General features: G+C 71.6%; 5 protein-coding genes. 4 read left to right on the top strand and 1 reads right to left on the bottom strand.

Going from position 1 to position 4,022, the window contains the following annotated elements:
* Positions 1 to 205: 205 nt before the first annotated feature.
* Positions 206 to 1,042 carry an EamA family transporter gene (locus ABZ260_RS47980; protein ID WP_355631783.1) on the bottom strand — a complete coding sequence of 279 codons (837 nt, stop codon included), beginning with the start codon at positions 1,040 to 1,042 and terminating at the stop codon, positions 206 to 208.
* Positions 1,043 to 1,127: 85 nt separating this feature from the next.
* Between ABZ260_RS47980 and ABZ260_RS47975 the strand changes: the two genes are divergently transcribed.
* From ABZ260_RS47975 to ABZ260_RS47960, 4 genes are all read left to right on the top strand, one after another.
* Complete coding sequence (locus ABZ260_RS47975) at positions 1,128 to 1,703, top strand: XRE family transcriptional regulator (RefSeq protein ID WP_355631779.1); 576 nt, start codon at positions 1,128 to 1,130, stop codon at positions 1,701 to 1,703.
* 228 nt (positions 1,704 to 1,931) lie between these two features.
* A complete protein-coding gene (locus tag ABZ260_RS47970; RefSeq protein ID WP_355631776.1) occupies positions 1,932 to 2,888 on the top strand; it encodes a polysaccharide deacetylase family protein in 957 nt (318 codons plus the stop codon).
* A 93-nt stretch (positions 2,889 to 2,981) separates the two neighbouring features.
* A complete protein-coding gene (locus ABZ260_RS47965) occupies positions 2,982 to 3,503 on the top strand; it encodes a sigma-70 family RNA polymerase sigma factor (RefSeq protein WP_355631774.1) in 522 nt (173 codons plus the stop codon).
* Positions 3,500 to 3,940 carry a hypothetical protein gene (locus ABZ260_RS47960; RefSeq protein ID WP_355631771.1) on the top strand — a complete coding sequence of 147 codons (441 nt, stop codon included), beginning with the start codon at positions 3,500 to 3,502 and terminating at the stop codon, positions 3,938 to 3,940. The genes ABZ260_RS47965 and ABZ260_RS47960 overlap by 4 nt, the downstream gene beginning before the upstream one ends.
* Positions 3,941 to 4,022: the final 82 nt, after the last annotated feature.

Below are 4,022 nucleotides of genomic sequence, written 5' to 3'. Positions count from 1 at the left end.
CCTGTCGGGCTCGGCCATCGAGCAGGCCCAGGTGGCCTGAGTCGTTTTTGCGGTGGCGATGGGGCGGACGGGCCTGTCGGGCTCGGCCATCGAGCAGGCCCAGGTGGCCTGAGTCGTTTTTGCGGTGGCGATGGGGCGGACGGGCCTGTCGGGCTCGGCCATCGAGCGGGTCCAGGTGGCCTGAGTCGTTGACAGGGCGGACGGGTCAGCCGGATGCGATCAGCGCGACCGCGGCGAGCGTGAAGCCGATGCCCACGGTCTGCACGGTGTTGAGCCGTTCCCCCAGCACCTGACGGGCCAGCAGCAGCGTGCTCGCCGGGTAGAGCGAGACCAGGACGCCGACGAGGCTCAGCAGCCCGCGCTGCTGGGCGAGCATGAAGAGCACGTTGGCGACCATGTCGAGCGCTCCGGCCGCGATGATGACGCGCAGCGTGCCCGGCCCGGGACGCAGGGTGCGGCCGGTGGTCAGGGTCAGCAGGACGATGAGAGTGACCGAGGCCAGGCGCGCCCCGACCAGAGGCCACACGCCGCCTTCCGCCGGGGCCTGGGCGAGCAGGATGAAGAAGCCGCCGAAACCCGCGCCCGCGGCGAGTGAGGCCAGGATCGGGCCGTACCCGCTGCCGCTTTTCCCGCCGGAGGAGTCGCGGCTCACCAGTAGCACCGCCAGCAACGCGAGGACCACGCCCACCAGCGCGATCGGCTCGGGGCGTTCCCCGACGGCCAGCCCGAACAGCACGGGCAGCACCGCCGAGACGGTCGCGGTGATCGGCGCCACCACCGACATCACGCCGGTGGCCAGTGCCCGGTAGAACAGCACCACCGCCGCCGCGCCGCAGAGCCCGGAGGCCGCGCCCCAGGCCAGCGTCACGGGCGCGGGGGTCCCCGGCAGGATCGGCAGCAGCGCGACGGCCACGGCCAGCCCCGCGGTCTGGGAGAGAACCACCACGGCGAGCACCCGCGACCGGCGGGTGGCCATGCCGCCCAGGAAGTCCGCGGTGCCGTAAACCATCGCGCAGGCCGTCGCCAGCACCACAGCGGTCACAAGTCACCTCAGTTCAATAGAATGTACTCCTAGTACAATATATGGAGTGCAATGGAGTGCAAAACAAGTTAACTAGACTGAACTTATGGACCCAGAGACGATCACCGCCGCGGTCGCCAACAACGTGCGGGCCCAGCGGGCGCACCGGCAGATGACCCTCGACGAGCTCGCCGCGCGCTCCGGGGTGAGCCGGGGCATGCTGGTCCAGGTCGAGCAGGGCAGGACCAATCCGAGCATCACCACGCTCACCCGCATCGCCGACGCGCTCGGGGTGACCGTCGCGCGGATGGTGGAGGTCTCCGACACGCCCGTGGTCCGGATTGTCCATAGCACGGACGTGGTCACCTTCCCGCACGGTGACTCCAGCACCGCGCGCCTGCTGGTCGGCACCGACGCGCCCGCCATCCTGGAGCTGTGGGACTGGCGGCTGGCCCCCGGTGACCACCACGACGGCGACGCCCACCCGCCGGGCACGCGCGAGATGCTGACCGTACTGGAAGGGCGGCTCACCCTCTCGGTGTACGGCAGGAGCCACATCGCCGAGGAGGGTGACGCGGTCGTGTTCAGCGCCGACCGCCCGCACCGGTACGCCAACGAGGGGGAGGTTCCGCTGCGATTCGTGATGGTCGTGACCGAGCCCCGCGAGACGCCGGATCGCTGACCGATATGAGATGTTCGCTGGAAGGAGCCCTTTTAAGGCGCTAACTGGTCTCATCGGATGAGACGTCGCCCCCGGGTACGCATCTCATTCGATGTGGCGTCGAAATGGCGCGTCGGTACGGGCCAATCGGCAGTCTATGTCCCATCCTGGGGGAAGACCCGGCCATGACCTTGCGGGGGACACGGCCGGGGGCCGCTCGCCGTCCCCGCGTTGCTTTCGGGGGGAAGCATGCGGGTACGGATGGTGTCGATGGCCCTGCTGCTCGCGGCGGCTGGGTGCGCTTCTCCGAGCACCACGACAGGCGCGCCCCCGCCTACCGCGACCATCGCGCCCACCGGGCGGGCCACGCCGATCGGGCCGAACGAGCCGACCGCCCCCATCGTGCCCATCGTGCCCGCCGGGCCGACCGGCCCCCCGGGGCGTACCGCGCCCGCCGGCGTCCCCGCAGGTGCCCCCGCCGCCGGCGCGCCCTCGGCGACCGCCTCGGGGACGGCGGGCGCGAGGAGGGCCGAGGCCCGGCCGGACTGGCCGGTGGGAAACTTCCCCGCTCCGCGTCCGGCACGCAGGATCAACTGCGAGCGGGTCAGATGCGTGGCGCTGACCTTCGACGACGGTCCGGGGGCCTACACCAATGCCCTGCTCGACATGCTCGCCAGGCACCGGGGCAGGGCGACCTTCTTCGTCGTCGGGCAGATGGTGCCAGGGGACGGCGAGCGGATCCTCCGCAGGATGGTGGCCGATGGGCACGAGCTGGGCAACCACAGCTGGAGCCACCCGGAGCTGCCCGGGCTGTCGGAGGCCGGTATCAGAGAGCAGCTGAACCGTACCCAGTGGATCGTCAAGCGCGCGACGGGGGTGACGATGGACCTCATGCGCCCGCCGTACGGGGCGACCGATGCCCGGGTCGCCGCGGAGAGCCGCCACCTGGGGCTCGCCCAGATCCTGTGGGACGTCGACACGCTCGACTGGCGTGACAGGGACTCCTCGATCGTCGCCCGCCGCGCGGCCGAGGCGAAACCGGGCTCCATCGTGCTGATGCACGACATCCATGCCTCCACCGTCCAGGCCGTTCCGCGGCTGCTGCACCATTTCGCCGCCAGGGGCTACCGGCTGGTCACGCTCTCCGAGCTGTACGGGAGGCGCCTGGTGTCGGGCAGGAAGTACCCCGTCGACAGCGGCTTCTGAGATCCTTCGAGCCTGTTCTCGTGCCGGGTGGGGGCCCGGCGGAGCGTGAACCTCCCGCGCCCGTTTCCCGACTGTTCCGGTTGAGGAGGCAGGGTGACTGACGAACTGCTGGTGGTCCGGTGCCGGCTCGGCGAGCGCGAGGCGTTCGCCGAGCTGGTGAGGGCCTGGCACGATCCGGTTTGGAACTACGTGCGGCGCATGCTGGGGCCCGCGCAGGCCGACGACGTGGCCCAGGAGGTCTGGGTGGCCGTGATGCGCGGGCTGCCACGGCTGAGGGAGCCGGGCCGGTTCGCGCCCTGGCTGTTCACGATCGCCAGGCGTGCGGTGGCCGACCGGCTCCGCGAGGAGTACGCCAGACCCGAGGTCCTGGCGGAGGAGGAACGCGCGACCGGCGACCCGGCCGACGCCCTCGTGGACCGCGCCGGCCTGCTGGCGGGCCTGTCGGAGCTACCGGTCAGGGAGCGGGAGATCCTCGTGCTGTTCTACCTGCACGACCTCTCCCTGGAGGACTGCGCGCAGATCTGCGCCGTCCCCGTCGGCACCGTCAAGTCACGCCTGTCCCGCGCGCGGCGCATGCTGCGCGACCGGCTCACGGAGAAGGGATATCGAGAATGAACCCCGACGACATGATCGGCAGGCTGGCCGGGCCGCTGTCGCTGCGCCGCCGGATCGGCAACGTCGTGGCACTGCTCGGCGGGCTGGGCGGGGCGCTGTTCACCGGTCTGCTGTGGGCCACGGAACCCGCCCTGCCGGGTCGTACCCACCTGGCCTTCGGCGCTATGGTCGCGCTCGGCCTGGCCTGGGCCGGCTACGGAGCCTGGGCGTTGACCCGCAGGACGCCGCTGTTCGCCCTCGACCGGGTGGTCGCCGCCTGGCTGGCGGTGGCCGCGACCGTCCTGCTGACGGCGGGAACGGCCGCGATCGCGATCACCAGGGGGACCTGGGCGGGTGCGGCGGGGGTCGCCGTCGCCGCGACGCTGGCCATGCTCGCGGTGGCGTTCCTGCTCAGGGCCCGCGCCGACCGCGCCGCCCTGCTGCGGCCGACGCGGTGACCCGTTTCCTACGCGACCAAGATGATGAAGGAGCCGAGTGATGGCGATCAGTCTCTGCATTCCGCCGCGGCAGGGGGAGCTG

Source organism: Streptosporangium sp. NPDC006013 (genome assembly GCF_040614275.1).
Lineage (GTDB): Bacteria > Actinomycetota > Actinomycetes > Streptosporangiales > Streptosporangiaceae > Streptosporangium.
This window is presented reverse-complemented; position numbering and strand designations above follow the sequence as displayed.